Annotated in this window: 28 protein-coding genes and 1 other annotated feature; of the genes, 27 read left to right on the top strand and 1 reads right to left on the bottom strand. The window is 37.3% G+C overall.

Annotation, left to right across the window (positions count from 1 at the left end):
• Window positions 1-89 precede the first annotated feature (89 nt).
• A complete protein-coding gene (locus ACZ41W_RS01740) occupies window positions 90-944 on the bottom strand; it encodes a hypothetical protein (RefSeq protein WP_464313157.1) in 855 nt (284 codons plus the stop codon).
• 171 nt (window positions 945-1,115) lie between these two features.
• On the opposite strand from ACZ41W_RS01740, the gene ACZ41W_RS01745 reads away from it, so the two are divergent.
• From ACZ41W_RS01745 to ACZ41W_RS01875, 27 genes are all read left to right on the top strand, one after another.
• Complete coding sequence (locus tag ACZ41W_RS01745; protein ID WP_464313158.1) at window positions 1,116-1,577, top strand: RrF2 family transcriptional regulator; 462 nt, start codon at window positions 1,116-1,118, stop codon at window positions 1,575-1,577.
• A gap of 75 nt (window positions 1,578-1,652) precedes the next feature.
• Entirely contained in the window at window positions 1,653-2,831 is a 1,179-nt protein-coding gene (gene nifS / locus ACZ41W_RS01750; protein ID WP_464313159.1) for a cysteine desulfurase NifS, read from the top strand.
• A complete protein-coding gene (nifU, locus tag ACZ41W_RS01755) occupies window positions 2,831-3,274 on the top strand; it encodes a Fe-S cluster assembly scaffold protein NifU (RefSeq protein WP_464313160.1) in 444 nt (147 codons plus the stop codon). The genes nifS and nifU overlap by 1 nt, the downstream gene beginning before the upstream one ends.
• Before the next feature lie 61 nt (window positions 3,275-3,335).
• Window positions 3,336-3,538 (top strand) — a binding site (T-box leader).
• A gap of 47 nt (window positions 3,539-3,585) precedes the next feature.
• A complete protein-coding gene (gene alaS, locus ACZ41W_RS01760) occupies window positions 3,586-6,210 on the top strand; it encodes an alanine--tRNA ligase (protein WP_464313161.1) in 2,625 nt (874 codons plus the stop codon).
• A 51-nt stretch (window positions 6,211-6,261) separates the two neighbouring features.
• Window positions 6,262-6,516, top strand: a complete 255-nt coding sequence (locus ACZ41W_RS01765; RefSeq protein ID WP_464313162.1) for an IreB family regulatory phosphoprotein — start codon at window positions 6,262-6,264, stop codon at window positions 6,514-6,516.
• On the top strand, window positions 6,513-7,463 hold the full coding sequence (locus ACZ41W_RS01770) for an aldo/keto reductase (RefSeq protein ID WP_464313163.1): 951 nt from the start codon (window positions 6,513-6,515) through the stop codon (window positions 7,461-7,463). The genes ACZ41W_RS01765 and ACZ41W_RS01770 overlap by 4 nt, the downstream gene beginning before the upstream one ends.
• Window positions 7,464-7,510: 47 nt before the next feature.
• Window positions 7,511-7,951, top strand: a complete 441-nt coding sequence (gene ruvX / locus ACZ41W_RS01775; protein WP_464313164.1) for a Holliday junction resolvase RuvX — start codon at window positions 7,511-7,513, stop codon at window positions 7,949-7,951.
• Between the two features lie 26 nt (window positions 7,952-7,977).
• Window positions 7,978-8,280 (top strand): DUF1292 domain-containing protein, encoded by a 303-nt coding sequence (locus ACZ41W_RS01780; protein ID WP_464313165.1) that lies wholly within the window; start codon window positions 7,978-7,980, stop codon window positions 8,278-8,280.
• A gap of 56 nt (window positions 8,281-8,336) precedes the next feature.
• Window positions 8,337-8,780, top strand: a complete 444-nt coding sequence (locus ACZ41W_RS01785; protein ID WP_464313166.1) for a Fur family transcriptional regulator — start codon at window positions 8,337-8,339, stop codon at window positions 8,778-8,780.
• Window positions 8,781-8,943: 163 nt separating this feature from the next.
• Entirely contained in the window at window positions 8,944-10,773 is a 1,830-nt protein-coding gene (locus ACZ41W_RS01790; RefSeq protein WP_464314257.1) for a ribonuclease J, read from the top strand.
• A gap of 27 nt (window positions 10,774-10,800) precedes the next feature.
• Window positions 10,801-11,811 (top strand): endolytic transglycosylase MltG, encoded by a 1,011-nt coding sequence (mltG, locus tag ACZ41W_RS01795; RefSeq protein ID WP_464313167.1) that lies wholly within the window; start codon window positions 10,801-10,803, stop codon window positions 11,809-11,811.
• Between the two features lies 1 nt (window position 11,812).
• The gene (locus ACZ41W_RS01800; RefSeq protein ID WP_464313168.1) at window positions 11,813-12,478 is read left to right on the top strand and encodes an O-methyltransferase; all 666 of its coding nucleotides are present in this window, start codon (window positions 11,813-11,815) and stop codon (window positions 12,476-12,478) included.
• A complete protein-coding gene (locus tag ACZ41W_RS01805; RefSeq protein ID WP_464313169.1) occupies window positions 12,475-13,713 on the top strand; it encodes a peptidase U32 family protein in 1,239 nt (412 codons plus the stop codon). Before ACZ41W_RS01800 ends, ACZ41W_RS01805 begins: the two co-directional genes overlap by 4 nt.
• Before the next feature lie 28 nt (window positions 13,714-13,741).
• Window positions 13,742-14,368: a uridine kinase gene (udk, locus tag ACZ41W_RS01810; RefSeq protein WP_464313170.1), complete on the top strand. Its 627-nt coding sequence runs from the start codon at window positions 13,742-13,744 to the stop codon at window positions 14,366-14,368.
• A 73-nt stretch (window positions 14,369-14,441) separates the two neighbouring features.
• The gene (locus ACZ41W_RS01815) at window positions 14,442-14,906 is read left to right on the top strand and encodes a methylglyoxal synthase (protein WP_464313171.1); all 465 of its coding nucleotides are present in this window, start codon (window positions 14,442-14,444) and stop codon (window positions 14,904-14,906) included.
• Window positions 14,907-14,932: 26 nt separating this feature from the next.
• Window positions 14,933-15,988, top strand: a complete 1,056-nt coding sequence (locus ACZ41W_RS01820) for a type IV pilus twitching motility protein PilT (protein ID WP_464313172.1) — start codon at window positions 14,933-14,935, stop codon at window positions 15,986-15,988.
• A 14-nt stretch (window positions 15,989-16,002) separates the two neighbouring features.
• Entirely contained in the window at window positions 16,003-16,503 is a 501-nt protein-coding gene (locus ACZ41W_RS01825) for a shikimate kinase (protein WP_464313173.1), read from the top strand.
• A gap of 139 nt (window positions 16,504-16,642) precedes the next feature.
• A complete protein-coding gene (gene efp, locus ACZ41W_RS01830) occupies window positions 16,643-17,200 on the top strand; it encodes an elongation factor P (RefSeq protein ID WP_464313174.1) in 558 nt (185 codons plus the stop codon).
• 55 nt (window positions 17,201-17,255) lie between these two features.
• Window positions 17,256-17,714, top strand: a complete 459-nt coding sequence (locus ACZ41W_RS01835; protein ID WP_464313175.1) for a CD1247 N-terminal domain-containing protein — start codon at window positions 17,256-17,258, stop codon at window positions 17,712-17,714.
• Between the two features lie 149 nt (window positions 17,715-17,863).
• Window positions 17,864-18,232, top strand: a complete 369-nt coding sequence (locus ACZ41W_RS01840; protein WP_464313176.1) for an Asp23/Gls24 family envelope stress response protein — start codon at window positions 17,864-17,866, stop codon at window positions 18,230-18,232.
• 66 nt (window positions 18,233-18,298) lie between these two features.
• Window positions 18,299-18,685 (top strand): transcription antitermination factor NusB, encoded by a 387-nt coding sequence (gene nusB / locus ACZ41W_RS01845; protein WP_464313177.1) that lies wholly within the window; start codon window positions 18,299-18,301, stop codon window positions 18,683-18,685.
• 2 nt (window positions 18,686-18,687) lie between these two features.
• Window positions 18,688-19,632 carry a Kae1-like domain-containing protein gene (locus ACZ41W_RS01850; RefSeq protein ID WP_464313178.1) on the top strand — a complete coding sequence of 315 codons (945 nt, stop codon included), beginning with the start codon at window positions 18,688-18,690 and terminating at the stop codon, window positions 19,630-19,632.
• Window positions 19,625-20,833 (top strand): exodeoxyribonuclease VII large subunit, encoded by a 1,209-nt coding sequence (xseA, locus tag ACZ41W_RS01855; RefSeq protein WP_464313179.1) that lies wholly within the window; start codon window positions 19,625-19,627, stop codon window positions 20,831-20,833. The genes ACZ41W_RS01850 and xseA overlap by 8 nt, the downstream gene beginning before the upstream one ends.
• Before the next feature lie 60 nt (window positions 20,834-20,893).
• Complete coding sequence (xseB, locus tag ACZ41W_RS01860; RefSeq protein ID WP_464313180.1) at window positions 20,894-21,106, top strand: exodeoxyribonuclease VII small subunit; 213 nt, start codon at window positions 20,894-20,896, stop codon at window positions 21,104-21,106.
• The gene (locus ACZ41W_RS01865; RefSeq protein WP_464313181.1) at window positions 21,093-22,019 is read left to right on the top strand and encodes a polyprenyl synthetase family protein; all 927 of its coding nucleotides are present in this window, start codon (window positions 21,093-21,095) and stop codon (window positions 22,017-22,019) included. Before xseB ends, ACZ41W_RS01865 begins: the two co-directional genes overlap by 14 nt.
• Before the next feature lie 42 nt (window positions 22,020-22,061).
• Window positions 22,062-23,924 (top strand): 1-deoxy-D-xylulose-5-phosphate synthase, encoded by a 1,863-nt coding sequence (dxs, locus tag ACZ41W_RS01870; protein ID WP_464313182.1) that lies wholly within the window; start codon window positions 22,062-22,064, stop codon window positions 23,922-23,924.
• Complete coding sequence (locus ACZ41W_RS01875) at window positions 23,905-24,783, top strand: TlyA family RNA methyltransferase (protein ID WP_464313183.1); 879 nt, start codon at window positions 23,905-23,907, stop codon at window positions 24,781-24,783. Before dxs ends, ACZ41W_RS01875 begins: the two co-directional genes overlap by 20 nt.
• Window positions 24,784-24,796 lie beyond the last annotated feature (13 nt).

A 24,796-nucleotide genomic window follows, 5' to 3' on the forward strand; every position in this document is an offset into this window, starting at 1 on the left:
CTCAATTAAAAAACGCATCAGTCTGTATAAGCGCTGATGCGTTTTTATTTGTTTATCATGTGTAGTGAAATAACGATTGAAAAATTAAGTTATTCAGTTCTCCAATAAATACTGCTTGCCCCTTTTTTTAGCGTGCCTTTAGCGACGATATCTTCCGCTTTAGTTGAGGTTCCAGCAGTGATGACAAGATCATAATAGTCATATAATTCTCCAAGATATTCTTCATCGGGAGATTTGAGCTCTTTATAGGTTGCTGATGCCGCTCCAGCCAATGCTTCAACATAAAGTTCGGCAAGTTCTTCTGCACGATTTTTATCAGTTCCGGGAGCTATGATAATGGCAATACCGAGTGTTAATTCTTGCGGTATAATATCCGCATCGATGACGTCGGTATTTTTCAGTAAAGAAGAGGTCGCGATTTGGATCATATCATCTGTAATTGGAAATTCCATTTCCGGTTCTTCTTCAGATTCTCTAAAGATGTTATCGCCATTTTCGATGGATCCCTTTCCTTCTAAATTGACATTGAGGTCAGAAAATGGCGTTGTGTAATGAAGAATCAGATACCCGATAAGTACGAAAATCGCGAGGAAAATGAGATGATATTTATTGAGTTTAAAGCCCTTTTTCGTTTGTTCATCCACTGGATTGAGTTCGAGAATCTTTTTTTCTAATCTTGAATGTGTCGTTTCAAATTTATCAACGGTACCTGATATTTCATTTGCTTTTAATAGTTCAATAGCTTTATCGCAAATATTGAGTGCTTCCTGAAAACGTTGTCTTTTTTCCAATAATCGGATGGCGCTTTCATACGTTTTAGAGATCTTTGGGGTATAGTTTTCAAAAATTTCCAAATAAATGCCAAGTGCAATTTCTTCGTTTATAAGCTCCATTTTTCGGGCTTTTTGAGTCAATGTAAAAAGTTCGTTCATTCTTTCAGACATTTTCCACCTCATCTATGATCTTTACATTCATTATATCGGTATTATACACAAAATCGTTAACAAAATCTTCATAATAAAAGTCGGGATTAAAGTTGACGTATTTAATCGGATATATTATAATGAGGATGATTCCATAGTAATTAACTAGGGATTGAAAAGGAGTGTGTGATTTTGAAATTATCAACACGTGGAAGATACGGACTTAAAGCCATGTTTGATTTGGCTTTATATTATGGTGATGGCCCCATTTCTCTAACAAGTATAGCAGAAAGACAGGCGATATCAGTCAATTATTTAGAACAATTGATCTCACCGCTTAGAAAAGCAAATTTAGTCAAGAGCGTTCGTGGCGCACAAGGTGGATATATGTTGGCTAAGAATCCGAGCGAAATCACCGTTGGTGTTATATTGACCACTCTTGAAGGTCCATTGGCACCTACTGATTGTGTGTTGATCGATGCGGGAGACGAACCGTGTGATCACAACAAGTATTGTGTGACGAAAGTTATTTATGAAAAGATTTACGACAGCATTTTAAGTGTTGTCAATTCAATTACGCTTCAACATATGATTGATGATTTTGAAAAAAATCAAAAAAGCACTGTCATTAGCAGTATATGTGAATGCAAGTAATGTTTGTTAGTAATGGTTGTGTAACGATTGAAATATAAGGCGTCATTGAGCGTTTGATAATAATGGAGGTATCAGTTGAAAAGAATCTATTTAGATTATTCGGCAACAACACCTGTAAAACAAGAAGTTGTAAATGAAATGCTACCTTATTTTACAGAGCATTTTGGAAATGCATCCAGCATCCATAGTTATGGACAAGAGGCGAAAAAATTTTTAGAGTCAGCAAGAGAGCGTGTGGCGAAAACGCTGAATACCACTCCGGACACTGTTTATTTTACAGCAGGCGGATCTGAAGCGGATAACTGGGCGTTAAAAGGCATTATGCACGCATATAAAGAAAAAGGAAAACATCTTATCACGAGTAAAATTGAGCATCACGCTATTTTGCACACTTGTGAAGCACTAGAAAAAGAAGGCTATGAAGTGACATACTTAGATGTGGACTCACAAGGCCTTATTAGTTTGGATGAGCTTGAAAAAGCAATTAGACCGGATACGGTTCTCATATCAATTATGTTTATTAACAATGAAATTGGTACCATGCAGTCCATTGAAGCAATATCAAAAATTGCACACGACCACAAGGTACTGTTTCATACAGATGCTGTTCAAGCCTATGGCAATGTGAAAATTGATGTGAAAGAGCTTGGCATTGACTTAATGAGTATTTCAAGCCATAAGATTTATGGACCAAAAGGTGTTGGTGCCTTATACGCAAGAAAAGGTTTGAGAATGGAAAATCTCATTGAAGGCGGCGCGCAAGAAAGAAAAAGAAGAGCTGGTACTGAAAATATACCAGGTATTATAGGATTTGCAAAAGCGGCTGAGCTCGCGGATCAAAATTTGCAGGCACATACAGAACATTTGGTGGCATTAAGAGATCGTTTGGTGAAGGGGATTTTATCCTCAATTGACTATGTTCGATATAATGGTCATCCAACACAAAGGCATCCGGGTAATGTCAATGTGTGTTTTGAGTTCATCGAAGGCGAAGCACTTTTACTCAGTTTAAATGCGAAGGGAATTTCAGGTTCAAGTGGATCGGCATGTACCTCTGGTTCTTTAGATCCATCACATGTTTTATTGGCCATTGGACTTCCTCATGAAATTGCACATGGATCACTTAGGTTGACTATTGGCGATTTTACAACGGAAGAAGATGTTGATTACACAGTTGAAGCACTTAAAGAAGTCGTTCAAAAATTGAGAATGATGTCACCATTGTATGACAGAGTAAAGGGAGGACAAAATTAATGTATACTGAGAAAGTAATGGATCATTTTATGAATCCTAGAAACGTTGGCGAGATTGAGAATGCAGATGGAATGGGTGAAGTTGGCAATGTTAAATGCGGCGACATCATGAGAATCTATATCAAAGTCAATGGCGAAGTGATTGAAGATATCAAGTTTAAAACATTTGGTTGTGGTTCGGCAATTGCTGCATCTTCTATGGCAACTGAGTTAATTAAAGGTTTAACTGTTGAAGAAGCGCTTAAAGTGACAAATAAGCAAGTGGTGGATGCTTTAGGTGGACTCCCACCGGTTAAAGTACACTGCTCTGTATTGGCTGAGCAAGCTTTAAAGGCGGCAATTTATGATTATGCCACTAAAAATAACAAAGTTTATGAGGGTTTAGAGGGATTTGATCCAAATGATGATCATGATCATCACGATGTTGTGGACATTGAATTCTAAAAAGAATTAAAAAAGTCTTTTTAGTTGATAAATTTTGTGTTAGAATACTTTAAGAATATTTATATCGGCTGAGAAAAAGAGGAGTAGATCGCACCTTTAGAGAGCGTCCGTTGGTGAAAGCGACGCAAGTGATTGAAGCAGCTTTTGAGCCCATGTTCTGAATTGAGTAAGAATATGCGTTTTGCAAACGTTAGACTGCATAACCTTCAAAGTGATCGGATGATTCCGATAAGCAGGGTGGTACCGCGATAAGTCGTCCCTGCAGTTCTTTGAAGGTTTTTTTGTATATAAAAATATGAAGGAGGCCATTCATGAAAAAGATGGGGTTAAACGAAATTAGAAAAGCATTTTTAGAGTTTTATGAATCGAAAGGTCATTATGTAACATCGAGTTATTCATTAGTGCCTATGAATGATAAAAGTTTGTTGGTGGTAAATGCCGGAATGCAGCCACTTAAAAATTATTTTACAGGAGTGGAAGTTCCTCCAAATTCAACGATGGCAACTTGTCAAAAATGTATTCGTACAGGCGACATCGACAATGTTGGAAAGACTGCAAGACATGCGACTTTTTTTGAGATGTTAGGCAATTTCTCGTTTGGGGATTATTTTAAAGAAGGTTCTATAAAATATGGATGGGAGTTTATCACAGAAGTACTTGAACTTCCAGTAGAGAAGCTATGGCCATCTGTGTATCTTGAAGATGATGAGGCATTTAACATTTGGAGAGATGTGATCGGTATCCCAGAAGAGAAAATTACACGACTTGGAAAAGCGGATAATTTTTGGGAAATAGGTACAGGACCATGTGGACCGTGTTCGGAGATTTACTTTGACCGTGGAGAAGCGTATGGCTGTGGGGATCCAAACTGTCGTCCAGGATGTGAATGCGAGCGTTTCTTAGAGTTTTGGAATCATGTTTTTACTCAATATGATCGAGATGAACAAGGCAATTACAACGAACTTGAAAAGAAAAATATCGATACGGGAATGGGACTTGAACGCATCGCTTGCATCATGCAAGATGTAGACACTATTTTTGAAGTAGATACGATTCGAATGATCAGAGATGCGGTTATTTCAATGTCTGGCGTAACTTATGGCGTGGATAAATCAACAGATATTTCTGTTCGCATCGTGACAGATCACGTGAAGGCAGTGACTTTTATGGTAGGCGATGGAATCATGCCAAACAATGAAGGTCGTGGATATGTTTTAAGAAGACTTTTACGTCGTGCTGCTCGTCATGCGAAAAAACTTGGAATGACAGGTAATGTATTAACTGAACTAGTGGATGTTGTCATCTCTGCTTATGGTGAAAATTATACCAACTTAGTTGAAAGACAAGAGTATATTAAACGCATCATTTCCATTGAAGAAGAGCGTTTTCAAGCGACGATTGATCAAGGTCTAAGTATTTTAAATGACTATATTGATCAGTTAATTGCTTCAAATCAAACTGAACTTTCAGGAGAAAATGCATTTAAATTGTATGATACGTATGGATTTCCAATTGAGCTTACCATGGAAATTCTCGAAGAAAAACATCTACATGTCAATGAAGAAGATTTCAAAAAACAAATGGAAGCGCAAAAAGAACGTGCGAGAACGGCTAGAGGCAGTGGCGATGAATTAGGCTGGGCAAGCGAAGCCGTGTCACAATTACCTAAAGAGATCGTATCGACGTTTAATGGCTATCATGCGCTCAGTCAAACGGCTAAACTCGTGGCAGTTGTAAGTGATGAAGTCTTAGAAGAAGCATTTGAAGGCATGGAAGTGACTCTTGTATTAGATGAAACACCATTTTATCCTGAAGGTGGTGGACAAGTAGGCGATATTGGTCATATTCACACTGAGACTTTTATGGCTGAAGTTATTGAAACAAAGAAAAGTGTGGGAAGAATCATCAGCCATCACGTGAAAGTGACAAAAGGTCACATTAAGGTAGGGGCTTCAGTTACTGCAAGTGTCAATGTAGAAAATCGTATGGCGACTGCTCGTAACCACTCTGCAACACACTTGTTACACAAAGTCCTCAGAACCGTTATTGGTACACATGTTGAGCAAGCGGGATCCATGGTAAATCCTGAAAGACTGCGATTTGACTTTTCTCACTTTGAAGCGATTTCAGCAGAAGATTTATTGTTAATAGAGAAAAAAGTGAATGAGCAGATTTTAGCAGCTTTATCGATTCAAACAGAAGAGATGGAGATTGCAAAAGCGAAAGAAAAAGGTGCAATGGCACTGTTTGGTGAAAAATACGGCGACAAAGTTCGCGTAGTGACTATGGGTGACTTTAGTATCGAATTATGCGGTGGTACACATCTGAAAAACACTTCTGAAATTGGATTGTTTAAAATTGTAAGTGAAACAGGTGTTGCAGCTGGTGTCAGACGTATTGAAGCGATTACAGGGGAAAATGTTTATAGATATTTACTAATAAACGAACAAAAATTGCATAAAGTTGCAGAAGTTCTTAAATCAAGCACGCACGATGTCGAGTACAAAGCGGAACAAGTTTTAGCGGATTTAAAAAATCTACAAAGAGAAAATGAAGCGCTTAAAAACAAACTGGCAAAAGGTGCTCTATCGGAAATACTATCACAAATGCAAGAAGTGAATGGCTATCAAGTTGTTACAGCAAGATTTGATGATGTCGATATGAATACGATGAGAAATCTTGGGGATCAAATTAAAGATAGATTCGAAAATAGCGTGGTGGTAATGGCGAATGTTTCTGGCGATAAAGTTGAACTTTTAGCGATGGCATCAGAAGCAGCGATTAAAAAAGGAGCACACGCTGGTAATATTATCAGAGAAGTTGCTAAAATCGCTGGCGGTGGTGGCGGTGGAAAACCTAATATGGCTCAAGCAGGTGGAAAAAACCCAGAAAAAGTTCAAGAAGCTTTACAAAAAGTTTATGCTTTATTAGGCTAAAAAGGGTATAATGTCATTAAGGTGTTTTTATAAAGATGAGGGGGGATTACGATGAAAAACACAATGAAGTTCAGTGTAGAAGAATATTTAGAAAATGCAGAAAACAAGGATGTACTACTTTATGTATACAATGCGCTTGAAGAAAAGGGCTATAACCCAGTGAATCAACTCGTTGGGTACTTAATCTCAGGTGATCCAACCTATATTACAACTTACAATGACGCTAGAACCATGATTAAAAAAGTAGAGCGCGATGATATTTTAGAGATGCTCATTAATCACTACGTAGAAAGTATTAAAAAATGATTTATCAATCTTTAGGAAATACTGGTATAAAAGTTTCAAAATTATGTTTTGGTAGTTTAACAATGGGGCCGCTTCAACGCAATTTGAGCGCTTTTGAAGGGGCCTCTTTAATTGAGTATGCCTATCAACAAGGCGTCAATTTCTTAGATACCGCTGAACTATATGAGAATTATGCTCACATTAGAGAAGCGATGAAACGCATTCCTCGTGAGAAGTATGTGATTGCGAGTAAATGCTATGCGTATTCAACCGAAACTGCTCAGGCAAGTCTTGAAAAAGCCTTAAGAGAAATGGATACCGATTATGTGGACGTGTTTATGCTACACGAACAAGTGGATATTAACACCGTAAGAGGACATTATGAAGCCATTGAGTATTTTCTGAAAATGAAGGAGCAAGGCAAGATACGAGCATTTGGCATCTCGACACATTATGTTTCAGGTGTAAAGGCAGCACTTAAGTATCCTGAAATTGAAGTGGTTCATCCAATTTTAAATATCAGTGGGTTGGGTATTCAGGACGGCACGCGAGACGAAATGGAGCATGCGCTCAAAGCTTTTAAAGCAAATGGCGGTGGCATATTTGGCATGAAACCACTCGGTGGTGGCAATTTGCTCCACAGTGTTGAAGCCTGTTTTGATTACATCTTGAATCAAGAGTATTTAGACTCAATTGCATTTGGACTACAATCGACAGATGAAATTGATTTCAATGTCAAACGTATAATGGGGCTTCCCATTTCAGAAGAGTTACGTCAAAGAGTTTCAAAAAACGATAAAAAATTACAAATTGCAGATTGGTGTATGGGGTGTGGCGCTTGTGTCAACAAGTGTGATCATCATGCATTAAAAATAGAGAATGGAAAAGCAACTGTAGATCGAGCACGATGTGTTTTATGTGGTTATTGCGCAGCGGTATGTCCTGAATTCTGTATTAAAGTATATTGATTATTGTATAATTTCTTTAAATGGAGTATACTGGAGGATATGATAAAATGAGAATTATGGGACTAGATGTAGGCGATAGAACCATTGGTGTTGCTATCAGCGATGCATTGTTAATTACAGCACAAGGAAAAGAAACCATCTTTAGACAATCGCTTAAGCAAGATATTGATCGATTGGTGGATTTAATCAATGAGTATGAAGTTACAAAAATTGTCGCTGGAATGCCTTACAATATGAACGGATCGTTAGGTCCACAAGGCGAAAAAACACAGCAATTTATGGATAAACTTGAAAAGAAACTGACTTATTCTGATCGTATTAAAGGAAAAATTGAAATTGAGTTTTGGGATGAGCGATTGACAACATTAAGCGCGACGCGTTTATTAATCGAAGCAGATGTACGCAGAGAGAAGCGAAAAGATGTAGTCGACAAGCTTGCTGCAACACTTATTTTACAAGGTTACTTAGATAAAAACAGAACGGTTTAAATAAAAAAAATAACGAGGTGAACAGTATGAAAAAAGAAGATCAATTATTTGATGTATTAGAAAACGAACACGATCACGACCATTCAGATGTTGTTGAATTATTAGATGAGAATGGCGAAAAAACACTCTTTAATATTATTGCGACATTGGAACTTGATGAGCAAGAGTATGCAATTCTTTCAAACGTAGAAGATGAAGAAGAAGTCCTAATCTTCAAAGTAACTGAAGAAAACGAAGAGTTTGTTTTTGAGACAATTGAAGATGAAGATGAGTTAAATGCGGTTATTGACGCATACAATGAATTACTTGAAGAAGAAGACGAAGCTTAAGCGTTAGTCAATTACACTAACGATTAGATAACAACAAAATATAAGTGTTGAGGTGTATGATGAGTTCGGAAAAAGATGGATATAGAAAAAAGTTAAAGGAAGCGGGTTATAAATTAACACCACAGAGAATAGCTATATTGGATGCCATTGAGATGAATAAGGGCAAACACCTGAATACTGAAGAAATTTATGATTTGGTACGTCAAAGAAACCCTGAAATGGGATTAGCTACGGTTTATAGAACGCTACAATTATTAGAAGAATTAGAAGTTGTGTCATCATTAAATTTAGAAGATGGCTGCGTCCGTTACGAATTATACGATAACGGTCATCACAATCACCACCACTTAATCTGCTCAAATTGCGGATCTGTTATAGAGGTGGAGGGCGATTTACTTGATTCGCTTGAGATGAAAATTGAAAAGGAATATGATTTTAAAATACTGGATCATAAACTTAAATTCTATGGTATATGTAGTAAATGTAAAAACCTTGTTTAGTACAGGGTTTTTTTCTTGAACAAGCGTTTCTTTGTCGTAAAATCACAGCAATAGCAGTCTGGTCGGAAAAGACTGTGTTTAGAAAATGAGGTGAAATATGACAAACAATACAAATAACACAAAAGCAACGAATGATGTTGCTCAAAAAGATAAAGCTCCAACTATGGTGGATTCGGTAAAAAATAATAAAAAACCACAAGACAAGTCAAAAAATAAACAAAATAGTAATCAAAACAGTAATCAAAACAGCAATCAAAATAACAATCAAAATAACAATCAAAATCAAGATAAAGGTCAACAGCAAGAGAAAACAAATAAAAATAAACCTGCAAATAATGCAGCTCAAACACTTAAAATTATTCCTTTGGGCGGTTTAGAAGAAATCGGAAAAAACATGACGGTCTATCAATATGAAGATGATATCATCATTGTAGATTGCGGGATGGCGTTTCCGGAAGATGAACTTTTAGGAATTGATGTCGTGATTCCTGATATTACGTATCTTAAAAAAAATGCAAGTAAAATCAAGGCGATGTTCATTACACATGGTCACGAAGATCATATTGGCGCGTTACCATATTTTTTAAGAGAACTTGAAGTGCCTATTTATGGAACGAGATTGACTCTTGGTTTAATTGAAAACAAATTAAAGGAACATAAACTCAATCCAAAACTGATTACAATCGTTCCTGGTCAACTCATTAAGGTTGGAGTCTTTACAGTTGAACCAATTCGCGTATGCCATAGTATTGCAGATTCAGTGGCATTTGCCATTGAAACGCCTCTTGGTGTAGTGGTTCAGACGGGTGATTTTAAAATTGACTTTACGCCGATTGACGGACAAAAAACGGATTTACATCGATTTGCTCAACTGGGTTCACAAGGTGTATTAGCGCTCTTATCCGATAGTACAAATGTCGTAAGAGAAGGTTATACAATGTCTGAAAGCTCTGTGGGTGATACGTTTGAAGAGATTTTTAGACATGCGACGACGAGAATTATTGTGGCATCATTTGCTTCCAATGTACACCGCGTGCAACAAATCATCAATGCAGCGTACTCATATGATCGTAAAGTTGCATTTTCAGGAAGAAGTATGGTAAATGTATCCAATGTTGCTCTGGAATTAGGATACTTGAAGTTACCTGATCCAGATATGGTCATTGATATAAAAGATATTGATCGATATCCTGAAAATGAACTCGTAGTCATTACTACAGGATCTCAAGGTGAACCATTAAGCGCGCTTGCTCGTATGGCAAATTCTGAACATAGAAACATGGAAATCACACCGGGAGATTTGGTGATTTTTTCTTCATCACCAATTCCTGGCAACGAGAAATCTGTATACAAAATCATCAATCAGTTGATTAAAAAAGGTGCACAAGTTATTTACGAATCACTTGCAGACGTTCATGTTTCTGGTCATGCGAAACAAGAAGAATTAAAGCTCATGCAAGCACTCGTAAAACCGAAATACTTTATTCCTGTCCATGGCGAGCAAGTTCACTTGGATACGCATAAGCAACTTGCAATGTCCATGGGTATGCACGACAAGAACATTTTCATTCTCAATAATGGCAGTGTGCTTGAATTCAATGCTGAAGGTGCAAAACTTGGTAAACCAGTTCAAGCGGGTCGCGTGTTTATAGACGGTCTAGGAGTGGGGGATGTTGGAAATATCGTCCTTAGAGATCGAAAACATCTTTCAGAAGACGGATTGATTATCATCGTAGCTGCGATTTCTAGTGCAACAGGTGAAATGGTTAGTGGACCTGATCTCATTTCTAGAGGTTTTGTATACGTGAGAGAGTCAGAAGTGCTGATGGATGGCGCTAAAGCAGTAGTCGAAGAAGAACTTAAAAAATGTTACGCTAAGAATATTAAAGACTGGGCAACTTTGAAAACGGCAGTAAGAGATGCTTTAAGTCAATATATTTACCAAAGCACAAAACGTTCTCCTATGATATTGCCAGTATTTATGGAAGTATAATCAATCATCGACTTAATGGAGGCAGATATGAAAAAACAAGTACTCTTAGTAGGACTTTTATTACTGATTGTACTCCTAACAGGATGTGCTCAATTTTTAGAAAAATACAATACACCAGTTGATCCAGAAAGTACAGAAGAAGTGTTATTCACTGTACCTTCTGGAGCGACAACTTCAAGTATTGGTAAATCACTTGAAGAAAGTGGTCTCATTCAAAACGCAAATGCGTTTAAATCAAAGGCAAAAGAAATAGAAGCAGATGGTCTGATGAAAGCTGGTGACTATATGTTGTCAAAGTCTATGTCTACTGAGGACATTATCAACAAAATGGTGAATGGCGAAACCTATGTTGAAACGTTTACTTTTACAATCCCCGAGGGATATGAAGTCAGACAAATTGTGGATACATTAGAGTCGGAAGGCCTTATTGATCGAGAAACATTTTTAGACGTTCTACAAAATCATCCTTTTGATTATGATTTTCTCGAAGGTGTTGATAGAAGTTATTTGCTTGAAGGGTATCTATTTCCAGATACGTATACTCTGAAAGCGGGTTCAGATGAAGTGGCAATAGTCGAAAGAATGCTTCAGAGATTTGATGAAGTATTTACCGATGAATATGAAAAAAGAGCGAATGAGCTTGGAATGACGACGGATCAAGTGGTGACGCTCGCGTCAATTATTGAACGTGAAGCAAAACTTGAAGAAGAATTTCCAATTGTCTCAAGTGTTTTTCACAATCGTCTTGCAATTGATATGAAACTACAGTCATGCGCGACAGTTCAGTTTATTTTAAAAGAGCGAAAAGAAGTTTTGCTGTATGCGGATATCGAAATAGACAACCCGTATAATACGTACATTTACAGTGGATTAACACCATCGCCAATTGCATCACCTGGAGCGCTTGCAATTCAATCTGCACTTTACCCAGAGGATACGAACTATCTTTACTTTGTAACGACTGAAAAAGGTGATGGATCGCATTATTTTAATGAAACACTTCAGGGTCACGAAGAATCCATTAAGAAAGGTAAGTAGTATGGAAAGCAAAATTGTCGATCCCTATGTAGAAGCTTATATCAAAAAGTTGCTATGCCAAAATAACGCACATTTATCGGCACTTGAAGTCTATGCAGATGAACATCATGTACCGATTATTCAACCTGAGATTGCACAATATCTGAAAGTCCTTTTTTCCATTCATCAACCTAAAGCAATTCTAGAAATTGGAACGGCTATTGGATACTCAGGTTCATTGTTCGCCTTTGAGATGAAAAGTGGTACCATTGATACCGTTGAATTAAATGAAGCGATGTATGAATATGCTCAAACAACATTTGAAAATCTCAGACAATATGTTCCAGATGTTCAAGTTACGCAGCATCTTGGGGATGCAATGGAAGTCATTCAAAATTTAGACAAGCAGTTTGATCTGATTTTTATTGATGCCGCAAAAGGGCATTATAAGGCATTTTTTGATTTGTGTTATCCAAAATTAAAAGAAGGCGGTATTATTGTGTCGGATAATGTCTTATATAAAGGCATGATTGCAACCGATGAGTATGCCGTCAAACGCAAGGTAACTATTATTCGTCGCATGCGTGATTATTTAGATTATATTGCACACCATCCGGAGCTAGAAACAACGATAGTACCCATGGGAGATGGACTTGCAATTAGTTATAAAAAAGGAGGAAACGCATGAAGCGTGTTGAATTGCTAGCGCCTGCTGGCGATTTAGAGAAGTTAAAATACGCCATTATATATGGTGCGGATGCAGTGTATATAGGCGGTCAGGTTTTTGGTTTAAGAGCGGCAGCAAAGAATTTTTCTCTTGAAGATATGAAAGAGGGCATTCGATTTGCACACGAACGTGGAAAACGCGTTTTTTTAACATTAAATATTATTCCGCATAATGAAGATATTCACTATTTGGAGCAGTACATTGATGATATTAAAGAAATTGGTTTAGATGCTGTGATTTTATCAGATCCGGGAACTTTTATGTTTGTGAAGCAACATGCACCAAATTTAGAAGTTCATTTAAGTACACAAGCGAATAATACCAATTATATGAGTGCTCGATTTTGGCATGAACAAGGGGTTAAGCGCGTCATCTTGGCAAGAGAATTGTCTTTCGATGAAATCTCAGAAATTAGACAAAAAACACCTATGACGCTTGAAATTGAGTCGTTTGTACATGGTGCAATGTGTATTTCCTATTCGGGAAGATGCCTCCTCAGCAACTACATGGCAGGGCGAGATGCCAATAGAGGTGCATGTGCTCAACCCTGTCGATGGGAGTACAATTTAGTCGAAAGTACACGACCGGGAGAGTATTTTCCAGTGGAAGAAACCGAAGAGGGGACGTTCTTCTTTAATTCAAAAGACCTTTGTATGATACATGCAATTCCAGAACTCATTCAGTCTGGTTTGGATAGCTTGAAAATAGAAGGTCGTATGAAGACGATTTATTATGTGGCCTCGATTGTAAGAGCCTATCGTCAAGCGATTGATACGTATTATAAAGATCCAGAGCATTTTGTGTATCATCCAGAATGGTATAGCGAACTTCAAAAAGTATCTCACAGAGAATTTACAACGGGTTTTTACGATAAGAAGCCAACAAGTGACGATCAACTCTATACGACGAGTTCCTATGTTAGAAATTATGATTTTCTGGGTGTCGTGCTTTCTTACGACGAAATAACGCAAATGGCGACGATTGAACAGAGAAATCATATGAAAATAGGGGATAAAATTGAAATTATTGGACCTGATTATTTTTACTGTGAGCATGTAATCGACGTGATGTATAATGAACAAGGCGAGTCGATTGAAACAGCGCCACATGCGAAACAAATCGTCAAAATGCCAATAAAGACTAAGCTAGAACCTTATTATATGCTCAGAGTTGAGCTGGATGAAAATGAAAAATAGAGGCATCTAAAGATAGAGGAGGAGCAATATGAACAAGCCCGTAGTAATCGGTGTATGCGGTGGAACAGGATCGGGGAAGAGTACCGTGGCAAAGGCAATTTTTAAATCATTGCCTGCGGAAAATATTTTGATTATCGAGCAAGATGCTTACTATAGAGACCAAAGTACCATGTCGTATGAAGAACGTGTTAAGACAAATTATGATCACCCACTCGCATTTGATACGGATTTGTTAATTAAGCATATCGGGATGCTTTGCGAAGGAAAAACCATTGAAAAACCAGTTTACAATTTTTCTATTCACAATAGAGAAGAAAGAACGATTACCGTTGAGTCCAGAGATATTATCATCATTGAAGGTATTATGATTCTAGAAGATGAACGTTTGAGAAATCTTATGGATATTAAGATTTTTGTCGATACAGATGCTGATGTTAGAATTATCCGCAGAATCACACGCGATATCAATGAGCGTGGAAGAACGTTAGATTCTGTGATTGATCAGTATTTAACAACTGTTAAACCTGCACATGAACAGTTTATTGAACCGATGAAGAAGTATGCGGACATTATTATTCCAGAAGGCGGCTACAATAAAGTTGCCATCGATTTAATGTCAACTAAAGTGATGGCTATTATCAAAGAAAAACAATAAAAAGGAAATTTACCAAATACCATTTGGTAACACTTCAAATCATTTTGAAATGATTTTCAGATAAGGGGAAAATATGAAACACGAAATTATAGATATAATTGAAACTGAACCAACAAAGCGTATTGCGCTTGTTGCTCATGATTCAAGAAAAAATGATATGATTGAATGGTGTGGTGAGCATAAAGAACAGCTGAATAAGCACTTTTTATTTGGTACGGGCACTACGGCAAAATTGATTTCTGAAGCTTTATCGCTTCCAGTAAAAGGTTTGAAAAGTGGCCCATTAGGAGGCGATCAACAAATTGGAAGTATGATAGTTGAGGGGCATATTGATTTTATGATCTTTTTTTGGGATCCAATGAGCATGCATCCACATGATCCAGATGTAAAAGCACTTTTGAGAATTGCAACTTTATACAATATTCCAATAGCCATGAATCGTTCAACAGCAGACTTTTTATTAACAAGCCCTTATATGGATCATACGTATCAACGTGCCATTATCAATTTTGATAATTATTTAAAGAGAGATATTTAAAGCCTAAGGTAAAGAGGTGACGAAGTATGAGACATCGCGAACTGATTGAATTAGCAATTGATAAAAATGCATCTGATGTTCACATTGCACCTTATGCAAAACCAATGTTGCGCATTAATGGCCAACTAGTCCCTTTTTCAGACAGTCCGGTTTTAACCAACGATGAAGTTTATCAAGACGTTAAACAACTGTGTACTCAAGAACAACTGTCACATTTAGAGGAATTTGGGGAGGTCAATTTTAGTTTTTCTATTGCTGAACATGGCCGCTTTCGAGTGAACATTATTAAACAACGAGGAACCTATAGCATTTCAGTTCGTCTGTTTAAGCGAAATATTCCATCTTGGGATTCACTTGGATTACCTGAATCACTCTTTGATTTGGTGGCGCTTAAAAGGGGACTTATTTTAATCAGTGGCGTATCGAGTTCAGGACGATCAACGACAATTGCTGCGCTGATTCAATATTTGAATGAACGCAAAGCACTCAACATTGTGACCGTTGAGTCGCCAATTGAGTATCTGTTTAAACACGGAGAATCATTGGTGCTTCAACGTGATGTGGGGACTGATTGTCCATCGCTTATTGAAGGCATTAAAAGTGCCATGGTACACGATCCAGATGTCGTAATGATTTCGAATGTCAATGACGATGCGTCCTTGGAGCTGGCACTACAAATTGCAGAATCGGGCAAACTCGTCCTTGCAGGATATTCTTCTCTAAATTCAATTTCGACGATTGAATCCATTATTGCGTCAGCAGGTGTAGAACGTGCAGATAATCGAAAGTTGAAGTTGGCGTCTAACTTAATTGCGATCTTATCACAACAGTTAGTTCCGGGAATTTCTGAAACCAACCGCGTGCTTGTATATGAAATGCTTTTGTCCAATGCGACGACTCGGTCACAAATACAGCAAAAGTTATTTGATGAGTTGAGAAATACGCTTAACTCAGGAAAAAAACAAGGTATGATGAGCATGGATATGCATTTGTTTGAACGCTATCAAGCGGGAGATATTTCAAAAGAAACTTTACATCAATATTGTCAAGACATTGAGTTTGTAAAGCGTCTTGCGAAATAGAATCGAGGATATGGATGAAAAATATCATTTTAATCGGAATGATGGGAAGTGGCAAAACCACCATTGGCAAAGTATTAGCTGATAAAATGCATTATAAACATTTGGATACAGACGATTTAATTGTCTCGATGAATGGGTTTTCAATTAATGATATTTTTAAAACAGCTGGGGAAACGAAGTTTAGAGAACTTGAAAGTTTAGTGATTGATAAGATCATCTCTTTAAATTCGGTTGTCATATCAACAGGCGGCGGAATTATTTTAAATCCTGAAAATGTTCGAAAGTTAAAATCAATGGGAAAAATTGTCTATTTAAAAGGCTCAGTTGAACAACTGGAAAAAAACCTACAAGGCAGTGAAGATACTCGACCATTGCTTAAGACACATTCACTTGATGCCATTTTAATGGTGCGAAATAGCCTGTATGAACAGGCTGCGGATTGGACAATTGACATTGATCAAAAATCTGTCGAAGAGATCGTGACAAGTGTATTAAAAAAATGTGATGAGTTTTAAGAAAATGCTGATTCAAAGACGTTGCACTCTTAAGTTTTATTTGATAAAATCATAAAGTGGACTTTTGTTGACATTTTATGGGTAATTTAGTTATAATAAATGTTGGTCTGAAATTGAATTTATTTTTGGAGGTTATATCATGATAGCTGCAAGTGATTTTAGAAAAGGTGTTACATTTGAAATAAACAATGAACCTTTTGTTATAGTGGATTTTCAACACGTTAAGCCAGGAAAAGGCGCTGCGTTTGTTAGAACTAAATACAAAAGCTTACTGAATGGCGCAATCAGAGAGCAAGCATTTAATCCATCTGAAAAATTCCCAAGAGCGCACATTGAGACAAAAGAAATGCAATACTTATATCAAGAAGGCGATTTATACTACTTCATGGATAATGAATCGTATGATCAAATTCCTTTATCAGCTGAACAAGTTGAAGATGCAATTCTTTATATCAAAGAAAACGATAATGCAACGCTTAAATTCTACAAAGGAAAATGTTTCTTAGTGGAACCACCTAACTTTGTTGTACTTGAAGTTGTTGAAGCAGAACCAGGTGTAAAAGGCGATACTGCTACAAACTCAACTAAAAAAGCAAAAGTTGAAACTGGCGCAGAGATTCAAGTTCCAGGTTTTGTAAATGAAGGCGATAAAATTAAAATCGATACACGTACTGGTGAATATTTATCAAGAGCATAATCAGATATAAACAGTGTAACTGTTTATTATAAAACCCACTAAAGGAGGGATTCAAATGAGCTATATGCATGAAAAAGTGGCTTATCTTCAAGGATTAGCAGAAGGTATGGAGATTGACAAGGAAAGCAAAGAAGGCAAATTATTACTTCAAATTATCGAAGTTTTAGAGGATTTTGCTGACGAAGTAGACGGTGTTTACGATGAACTTGACGATCTAAATGATGCAATTATTGAAATCGATGATTACATCGAGACGATTGATGAAGATCTTGCAGATTTAGAAGATGATTATTATGAACTCGATGAAGATGATGATGATTTTGAAGAAATTGAATGTCCTGATTGTGGAGAATCATTCTTTGTAGACGGCAACTTATTAGATAAAGGTGAAGACATTGAGTGCCCAAGCTGTGGTGTGATCATTGAATTGACTGATGAATGTGATTGCTGTTGCGATGATGACTGTGATTGTGAAGAAGATTCAACTTGTGGTTGCGGTTGTGACTGCAAATAATTCTGGCAACAGATAAGTTAAGGAGTATCTCAAACATACTGGGGTACTCCTTTTTATGTGAGTCAGATCACCTGAAATACGTTTTATTTGTATTGATATGTCTTATTTGCTATAATAGATTATAGCTTTAATTATTTAGGAGGCGTAACATGGCTGAAAATGTAACGATTGATGCATATAAACACGGAAAAGTAAATATTGCAGATGATGTCATTGGTGTCATTGGTTCTATTGCTGCTGCTGAAATAGAAGGTATTAAATCTTTAAGTGGCACATTTTCTGAAGAAATGATGGCAATGGTCGGTAAGAAAAGTTTTAATAAAGGCATTAAAGTTGAAATCATTGAAGACGCTGTAACGGTTGAACTCAGTGTAATCGTCGACTATGGTGCAAAAATCCACGAAGTTGCAGTGAAAGTACAAGAAAATGTAAAACTCGCTATTGAATCCATGACAGGATTTAAGGTAACTGCAGTAAATGTTTTAGTGGAAGGAATCAACACAAAAGTAATTTCTTAATGAGTAAAGACGCGTTAGAAAAGACTGGCTTCGATGAAGTTAGTCATTTTCATGTTAGGAGGGCGCATGAATCGTATTAGAAGTCGCGAAGTCGCGATGGAAGTCATGTATCAAATGGAAATCCATAAAGAATATGACGCAGACAAGTTTTTGAGTTTTTATGAAGAAACATTAGATGATTCGTATATTCGACAAATTATCGAACTGTGGATTGAACATAAGGATGACATAGAAGCAAAAATCACAGAACACCTTAAAGGATGGAAACTCGACCGTATTGCTAAGATTGACTTGGCGATTTTGAGATTGGGAATTACGGAGATTTTATATGATGAATCTATACCGGTTAAAGTGAGTATAAACGAAGCAGTGAATATCGCTAAAAAATACGTAGACGACAAGTCGGGTAAATTTATCAATGGTGTATTGAGTCATTTCGCAGATAAGGAATAATTATGTTACTGGCAGTTGATACGAGTTGTTACACGACATCCATGTGTGTGATCGATGTCGTTTCTGGAAAAATAGTGACAGAGCTGAATAAAAATCTTAAAGTAAAGCCAGGAGAGCGTGGACTGCGTCAATCCGATGGCTTTTTTCAACATGTAAATCAATTAACTGAAATATATCAATGGATCAGCGATCAGATTGACCCGCTTAAAATACAGGCCGTATCTGTATCGACTCAACCACGACCGATAGAGAATTCATATATGCCAGTGTTTCATGCTGGTCTTTTGTTTTGTAAAAATCTAGCGAACACATTAAAAGTTCCATTGTTTACAACGTCTCATCAAGAAGGACACTTGATGGCGGCGTTAAAAACCTCAGAAGTGTCTCAAATTCCTGAAACTTTCATCGGAATGCACTTATCTGGAGGCACCACAGAACTGTTAAATGTATGTGCTTTAAGAACGGGATTTGATATCGAAATAATTGGTGGAACTTTAGATTTGAATTTTGGTCAATTGATTGATCGGATCGGCGTCATGATGGGACTTTCCTTTCCATGCGGAAAAGAAATGGACCAAATGGCTCAAACTGTCAGTCATGATGAATATTTTAAAGTCAAAATCAACAATTCATTGTCGTTTAACTTGTCTGGTCTTGAAAATCAATATGCGAAACTAGTAGGAACAATGCCTGAGGCTGTCATTTGTCGTCATGTATTTAATACGATCGCATATGTACTAGAACAAATTATGATGCAGTTAAATCCGGATAAACCCGTTGTATTATCAGGTGGTGTAGCGTCAAATTCAATTGTCAAACAAGCGCTTAAAAAACGACTTAAACATAGATCACTCTATTTTGCTATGCCGGAGTATTCGAGAGATAATGCTTATGGTGTTGCAGAAATAGGTCGATTAAAATTCATTGAGGTGACACAGCATGCTTAAAATGAAAGCGTTTAGCGTAACTGAGATCAATCGATACATTAAAAGAATGCTTTCTACAGATCCAATATTAAACCAAGTTGTCATCGTTGGAGAAATCTCTAATTTTGTTCGTCACTCAAGTGGACATGCGTATTTTACATTGAAGGATGAACAAAGTAAATTGACCTGCGTCATGTTTTCTCAGTATATTGAGCTGTTAGCGGCACTTCCTAGAAATGGTGACCGCGTACAAGTTAGAGGTCAAATTTCAGTATATGAGCGAGATGGCAAGTATCAATTGACTGCAGTTTCGCTTGAAAATATTGGACTTGGGGATTTGCATCTCCAATTCGAAAAGTTAAAAAATCAATTAAGAGAACAAGGGTTATTTGACCCTTCACATAAAAAAGCACTCCCAAAATTACCAGAAAATGTCGGGGTGATTACGTCGCCGACAGGCGCTGCAATACAGGATATTATCTCAGTTGCATCAAGACGATCTAATTTTAGTCAACTTCATATTTACCCTGTTCGAGTACAAGGTGAGTTTGCAAAAAATGAAATTATATCCGCAATCGAGTATTTTAACAAGCACCATCATGTGGATTTGATCATCCTTGCTCGTGGAGGCGGATCTATTGAAGAACTGTGGGCTTTTAACGAAGAAGTCGTTGCACGAGCCATCTATCAATCAGAAATTCCCATCATCACGGGTATTGGTCATGAAACAGATTTTACCATTAGTGATTTTGTAGCGGATTATCGAGCTGCAACCCCTTCGGCAGCAGCTGAAATAGCCATTAAATCAAAAACCGAACTCATATTAGAATTGAATCAGTCCTTACAAAAGTTATCTTTAACTGTCAAACGAAGAATTGAACGTGAATCGACGCATTTGATGCGTTATACACCCGAAATGTTTGAAAGCCGGATCAAGAAATTCCTTTCTCAATCGAAACAACATCTGAATTATCAACAAAGAATTTTTCGAGATCAAGCACGTTCGCTCGTTGCAAAAGAGTTTAAAAATTTAAATGTATATGGTGCAAAACTTGAATCATTAAGCCCGCTTGCCGTATTAAATCGTGGATATTCGGTCGCTAAAAAGGATGGACAATGGGTGACATCTATTACCCAAGTACATGTGGGAGATGCACTAAATATACAATTCAAAGATGGTCATTTGGATGTGAACGTCCATGCAGTCAATCCTGAAACTTGATTTTATGGAAAGGCCATCATTTTGATAATCATTATGAGATGAACTTAAACGGAGGATAAAATGGCAAGTAAATCAACTTTTGAAAAAAAGATGGAACGATTAGATGAAATAACCCAAATTCTTGAAAAAGGTGAAGTGCCTTTAGAGATGCTTTTAAAAGTCTATGAAGAAGGCATCAAGCTATACCGAGAGTGTCATCAGATTCTCAGCGAAACAGAGTCAAAGATAGAAACAATCCTCGTAGAGGAGGCAGATAAAAATGAAACGTTCTAGCCAAGTTGAAATGAAGATCAAAGAAATTGAAATGGGCTTCTCTTTGGCAATCGAACAATGCGTCAATCCATTTCATAGAGAAACTCCAGCAGTTCAACTTATGAAAGATGCTGTACTTTATAGTTTAAACGCTGGTGGCAAACGTATCAGGCCAACGCTTGTTTATGAGATGGCACAAGCGTATGGTGCTGATTTGGATTGTGCGCAACCATTTGCACTTGCCATCGAGATGATTCATACCTATTCGCTGATTCACGATGATCTGCCTTGTATGGATGATGATGATTTAAGACGTGGAAAACCAACCAATCATATGGTTTATGGTGAGGATATTGCAACGCTTGCAGGTGATGCTCTACTCAACTGTGCAGCAGAGATTATGACAAATGCTTGTATAACACATCCTGATACAAAACGCTCACTATGTGCCATGCGTGAAATATTGAATGGATCGGGTGCAAGTGGTATGATATTAGGACAAGTGGCGGATATTAAATATCACGAGCACATGTCATTTCGTTCAAAAGGTGAAGCGCTTGAAGCGCTCGATTATATTAATGAGCATAAAACTGGAAAACTTTTAACTGCAGCATTATTGGCAGGCGCGTATTTGGGCAACGCGACAGATTCTGAAATCGAGAAATTGAGAGAAGTAGGCAAAAACATCGGGTATTTATTTCAAATTGTCGATGATTTATTGGATGTTGTTGGAGATGTTCAAAAAATTGGAAAACGCACACAAATTGATGAGAAAAACAACAAGTTGACATACCCTGCTATATTGGGTGTTGATGACACTCGAGTTGTGATCGAATCCATTAAAAATAAATTGATGAATCAAATTGAAGAATTGTCTATTGAGCCGACATTTTTGAACGGGTTAATACAGTTTTTAGCGGAGAGAGAATATTAATGAAGTGTTAATAGGGCTTCTCTAAAACGAAAGGAAACATGTATGTACAAACTGCTAAAAGGCATTCAATCGCCTGAAGATGTAAAACGATTAACACATGATGAAAAAATGGTGTTAGCATATGAAATTAGAAGCTTTTTAATTGAATCAATTTCTAAGACTGGCGGACATCTTGCGTCAAATCTTGGAGTTGTGGAATTAACGATTGCTCTTCACAGCGTTTTTAATAGTCCCAAAGATAAAATGATTTGGGATGTTGGACATCAAGTGTATGTTCATAAACTTCTCACGGGAAGGATGCATGAATTTGCTGGATTGAGACAATTTGGAGGATTAAGTGGATTCCCAAAACGCCATGAATCTGAACACGACCATTTTGATACGGGACACAGTAGCACGTCTATTTCTGCTGGCGTTGGAATGGCACTTGCAAGGGATATTCAGAAAGAAAACTTCGATGTCATCTCAATTATTGGAGATGGTGCACTTACGGGTGGAATGGCATTTGAAGCACTGAATTATTTAGGACATTGTAAAACCAATATGAAAGTCATTTTAAATGACAATGAAATGTCAATTTCACCTAATGTCGGTGGTGTATCAATCGCATTAAATGAACTTAGAACGGCGAAACCTTATAATGCCCTTAAAAATAAAACGAAAAGTAAATTGTCAAAAGTGCCTTCTTTAGGACAACCCATGATTGACATGATCAGTAAAATGAAAGAGAGTTTCAAGTATTTCATCGTCGATGGTGGTGTATTCTTTGAAGAAATTGGATTGACTTATATCGGACCCATTAACGGTCACGATATGAAGAGTTTGATGAAACACATGGAAATGATGAAGCAAGTGGATGGCCCAGTCGTACTACATGTTATGACGCAAAAAGGGAGAGGTTATAAATTTGCAGAAGATGCGCCAAACAAGTATCATGGCGTAGGGAAGTTTGATTTACTTGAACCTATTGCGGATTCATCTAAGATTGATTATTCAAAAGTCTTTGGTGAGCATCTCACTAAACTGGGGAGAACCCATCCAAACGTTGTAGCCATCAGTGCTGCGATGATTGAAGGAACAGGACTCTCAAGATTTTCTTGTGAATATCCAGAACGAACTTTTGATGTTGCAATTGCTGAACAACATGCTGTTACAATGGCGGCTGCAATGTCGCTGCAAGGTATTAAGCCATTTGTGGCGATTTACTCAACTTTTTTACAGCGTGCGTATGATCAAATTGTACACGATGTTTGTATACAGAAATGTCCCGTTGTTTTTTGTATTGATCGGGCAGGTCTCGTCGGCAACGATGGGGAAACACATCACGGTATTTTTGATATTTCATTTTTATCCCATATTCCCAATATGACGATACTATCGCCCAAAGATGCAAATGATCTTGAATTTATGATGACGTACGCTGCAAATGACACCTCTGGTCCGATTGCGATTCGCTATCCTAGAGGAAATGCCGAAAGATTGGTATCGACAAAACCGAACTCACTTCTACCAGAAGTTTTAACTGAGGGAAACGAAGTGGTTATTGTGGCAACTGGAAAAATGGTAAAAGTAGCTCTTGATGCAGCAGAGCGATTTGAATCAGAGGAAATTGGCGTTGTAAACTTAAGACGAATTAAGCCAATTGACGAGAAGGAACTACTTGAAAATATCATTTCATATCAAACCATCTTGACTTTAGAAGATCATGCTATTGCAGGTGGCATGGGCGAAATGGTTCTGAGAACATTGGTTAAACATGGAATCAAAAGAGACGTGATTCACATGGGAATCGAAGGCTTTGTAGAGCAAGGGGATACCGAAGTTTTGATGAAGTCTATTGGATTGGATTGTGAAGGCGTTGTAAGAAAAATTAAAGAGGTGTTGAATGGCCAAAGAGAGAATTGATATTCTTTTAGTGGAGAAAAATTTAAGTGAATCGAGAGAACGGGCACAAAAAACCATTATGGCAGGTCTTGTTTTTGTCAATGGAGAAAGAATTGATAAACCTGGGACTAAAATAGACGTTGAATCGGAAATTGTAGTTAAAGGCAATCCAATTCCCTACGTAAGTCGAGGGGGACTGAAACTTGAGAAAGCGATTAAAACACTTAATTTAGATTTAACAGGAAAACGGTGTATGGATATTGGCGCGTCTACAGGTGGATTTACGGATTGTATGCTTCAACATGGAGCAAGTCATGTTCACGCCGTGGATGTTGGATATGGGCAGCTGGATTGGAAGTTAAGAAATGATGAACGTGTAACGAACATGGAACGAACGAACATCCGATATGTGACGCTTGAGCAAATTGGAGATCCTATTGATTTATTAAGTATTGATGTTTCTTTTATTTCTTTAAAACTCGTATTGCCAGTTGCTTATCAACTTTTAAGCGAAACGGGAAGTTTGATCTTCTTAATCAAACCACAATTTGAAGCGGGTAGAGAACAGGTTAAAAAAAGTGGTGTCATTCGAGATGCGAAAGTGCATATACAGGTGCTTGAGTCCATATTGCCTTTTGCTGAGCAATTAGGTTTTGATATTTCTTATGTCACATACTCGCCGATTAAAGGGCCGAAAGGAAATATCGAATTTTTGGCATATGCCTCTAAAAGCATTAATCAATCTGAAGCGTTCCAAGAGATTGCCTCAGAAAATGAAAATTTAACTTCCTCAACCGAAAAAAATCACGGACAGACGCACTTGAAATATGATATTGTTACAATAGTGACAGAAGCGCATCAATCATTAATCGAAGAATAAATGAGGTCATCAA

The organism is Fusibacter fontis, assembly GCF_055378735.1.

Excerpts from the sequence above, each read along its gene's own strand:
- ACZ41W_RS01770 (WP_464313163.1), top strand. The coding sequence starts at position 6,513 with ATGATTTATCAATCTTTAGGAAATACTGGTATAAAAGTTTCAAAATTA.
- ACZ41W_RS01780 (WP_464313165.1), top strand. The coding sequence starts at position 7,978 with ATGAAAAAAGAAGATCAATTATTTGATGTATTAGAAAACGAACACGAT.
- ACZ41W_RS01825 (WP_464313173.1), top strand. The coding sequence starts at position 16,003 with ATGAAAAATATCATTTTAATCGGAATGATGGGAAGTGGCAAAACCACC.
- ACZ41W_RS01785 (WP_464313166.1), top strand. The coding sequence starts at position 8,337 with ATGATGAGTTCGGAAAAAGATGGATATAGAAAAAAGTTAAAGGAAGCG.
- mltG (WP_464313167.1), top strand. The coding sequence starts at position 10,801 with ATGAAAAAACAAGTACTCTTAGTAGGACTTTTATTACTGATTGTACTC.
- ACZ41W_RS01805 (WP_464313169.1), top strand. The coding sequence starts at position 12,475 with ATGAAGCGTGTTGAATTGCTAGCGCCTGCTGGCGATTTAGAGAAGTTA.
- ACZ41W_RS01840 (WP_464313176.1), top strand. The coding sequence starts at position 17,864 with ATGGCTGAAAATGTAACGATTGATGCATATAAACACGGAAAAGTAAAT.
- ACZ41W_RS01815 (WP_464313171.1), top strand. The coding sequence starts at position 14,442 with ATGAAACACGAAATTATAGATATAATTGAAACTGAACCAACAAAGCGT.
- ACZ41W_RS01765 (WP_464313162.1), top strand. The coding sequence starts at position 6,262 with ATGAAAAACACAATGAAGTTCAGTGTAGAAGAATATTTAGAAAATGCA.
- udk (WP_464313170.1), top strand. The coding sequence starts at position 13,742 with ATGAACAAGCCCGTAGTAATCGGTGTATGCGGTGGAACAGGATCGGGG.
- nifU (WP_464313160.1), top strand. The coding sequence starts at position 2,831 with ATGTATACTGAGAAAGTAATGGATCATTTTATGAATCCTAGAAACGTT.
- ACZ41W_RS01865 (WP_464313181.1), top strand. The coding sequence starts at position 21,093 with ATGAAACGTTCTAGCCAAGTTGAAATGAAGATCAAAGAAATTGAAATG.
- ACZ41W_RS01850 (WP_464313178.1), top strand. The coding sequence starts at position 18,688 with ATGTTACTGGCAGTTGATACGAGTTGTTACACGACATCCATGTGTGTG.
- ACZ41W_RS01740 (WP_464313157.1), bottom strand. The coding sequence starts at position 944 with ATGTCTGAAAGAATGAACGAACTTTTTACATTGACTCAAAAAGCCCGA.
- ACZ41W_RS01820 (WP_464313172.1), top strand. The coding sequence starts at position 14,933 with ATGAGACATCGCGAACTGATTGAATTAGCAATTGATAAAAATGCATCT.
- xseB (WP_464313180.1), top strand. The coding sequence starts at position 20,894 with ATGGCAAGTAAATCAACTTTTGAAAAAAAGATGGAACGATTAGATGAA.
- ACZ41W_RS01790 (WP_464314257.1), top strand. The coding sequence starts at position 8,944 with ATGGTGGATTCGGTAAAAAATAATAAAAAACCACAAGACAAGTCAAAA.
- ACZ41W_RS01800 (WP_464313168.1), top strand. The coding sequence starts at position 11,813 with ATGGAAAGCAAAATTGTCGATCCCTATGTAGAAGCTTATATCAAAAAG.
- ACZ41W_RS01835 (WP_464313175.1), top strand. The coding sequence starts at position 17,256 with ATGAGCTATATGCATGAAAAAGTGGCTTATCTTCAAGGATTAGCAGAA.
- nusB (WP_464313177.1), top strand. The coding sequence starts at position 18,299 with ATGAATCGTATTAGAAGTCGCGAAGTCGCGATGGAAGTCATGTATCAA.
- efp (WP_464313174.1), top strand. The coding sequence starts at position 16,643 with ATGATAGCTGCAAGTGATTTTAGAAAAGGTGTTACATTTGAAATAAAC.
- alaS (WP_464313161.1), top strand. The coding sequence starts at position 3,586 with ATGAAAAAGATGGGGTTAAACGAAATTAGAAAAGCATTTTTAGAGTTT.
- xseA (WP_464313179.1), top strand. The coding sequence starts at position 19,625 with ATGCTTAAAATGAAAGCGTTTAGCGTAACTGAGATCAATCGATACATT.
- dxs (WP_464313182.1), top strand. The coding sequence starts at position 22,062 with ATGTACAAACTGCTAAAAGGCATTCAATCGCCTGAAGATGTAAAACGA.
- ruvX (WP_464313164.1), top strand. The coding sequence starts at position 7,511 with ATGAGAATTATGGGACTAGATGTAGGCGATAGAACCATTGGTGTTGCT.
- ACZ41W_RS01875 (WP_464313183.1), top strand. The coding sequence starts at position 23,905 with ATGGCCAAAGAGAGAATTGATATTCTTTTAGTGGAGAAAAATTTAAGT.